Source organism: Methylobacterium sp. WL18 (assembly GCF_008040015.1).
Lineage (GTDB): Bacteria > Pseudomonadota > Alphaproteobacteria > Rhizobiales > Beijerinckiaceae > Methylobacterium > Methylobacterium mesophilicum.
Genome location: NZ_VRVD01000971.1, coordinates 1 through 1,241, shown reverse-complemented (window position 1 = coordinate 1,241; position 1,241 = coordinate 1). Strand labels below are relative to the sequence as shown.

Genomic DNA, 1,241 nt, shown 5'->3' with positions numbered 1-1,241 from the left:
GGCGTGCAGCGCCTCGGTCGGGCGGCCCTCGGCTTCGCGGCGCACCTGCGCGCGCACCGCCTCCGGTACCGGCGGCAACTCCGAAAAGCCCTGTTCCAGGGCCCGGAAATACAGGCCTGTGCCGCCGACGAAGACCGGCAGGCAGCCGTCGAGCATCGCCAACAGTGCGGTCACGTCCCGGGAAAACTGTCCCACGGAGTAGTTCACGGCTCCGTCGACATGGCCGTAGAGCCGGTGGGGCACGCGGACCTCCTCGTCGGGGTCGGGCCGGGCGGTGAGGCGGCGCAGATCGCCGTAGACCTGCATGGAATCGGTGTTGATCACGACGCCGCCGTGGCGCTCGGCCAGCCGGGCGGCCAGTGCCGACTTGCCCGACGCGGTAGGCCCTGCGATGAGGATCGCCGCCGGGCGCCCCCCGGCCTCCATCCGGTCTGGCAAGGCGAACCTCCACGATGCTGGTCGCGGTCCTGATAGCAAACCCGGCTCGGCCGTCCATCACCGACGCGGTGCTGACCGAGGCGCGCGCCGCGCTCGGGACGGAGCACCCGCCGCGGATCCTGCACGGAGAGGTCGCCGCCGAAATCCTGGTGCCGGGCGATCCCGCCGACGCCGGTGCCCTCACGGAGCGGCTGCGGAGTGCGCTCTCCGGCGAGCCGATCGACCTCGCGGTGTTGCCGGTCGATGCGCATCGGCGCAAGCGCCTGTTCCTGGCCGACATGGATTCGACCATGATCGAGCAGGAATGCATCGACGAACTCGCCGGGACGCTGGGCCTCAAGGATCATGTCGCGGCGATCACCGAGCGGGCGATGCGCGGCGAGATCGCGTTCGAGCCGGCGCTGCGCGAGCGCGTGGCGCTGCTTAAGGACATCCCGATCACGGCGGTGGACGGGCTCATCGCCGAGCATCTCAGCCTCACCCCGGGCGGGACGACGCTGGTGCGGACGATGCGAGCGCATGGCGCCCGGACCTGCCTCGTCTCCGGGGGCTTCACCCTGTTCACCGGCCCGATTGCCGGGATGATCGGTTTCGAGGAGCACCGGGCCAACGTGCTCGGCGTCGCGGACGGACGGCTCACCGGCACCGTGGAAGACCCGATCGTCGGCAAGGCCGAGAAGCGCGCCACGCTGATCGAGCTGCGCGACGGCCTCGGGCTCGGCCCCGCCGAGACCCTGGCGGTCGGCGACGGCGCCAACGACCTCGACATGTTGGCGGAAGCCGGCCTCGGCGTGGCCTTCCGG

Annotated in this window: 2 protein-coding genes; one reads left to right on the top strand and one right to left on the bottom strand. The window is 71.6% G+C overall.

Translation table 11 applies throughout. The features are described from left to right. Positions 1-426: isopentenyl transferase family protein (locus FV228_RS30195; protein ID WP_147857784.1), on the bottom strand; the 426-nt coding region annotated here is incomplete at its 3' end. A 26-nt stretch (positions 427-452) separates the two neighbouring features. On the opposite strand from FV228_RS30195, the gene serB reads away from it, so the two are divergent. After that, the coding region (gene serB, locus FV228_RS30190; protein WP_147857783.1) for a phosphoserine phosphatase SerB at positions 453-1,241 on the top strand (789 nt) is incomplete at its 3' end.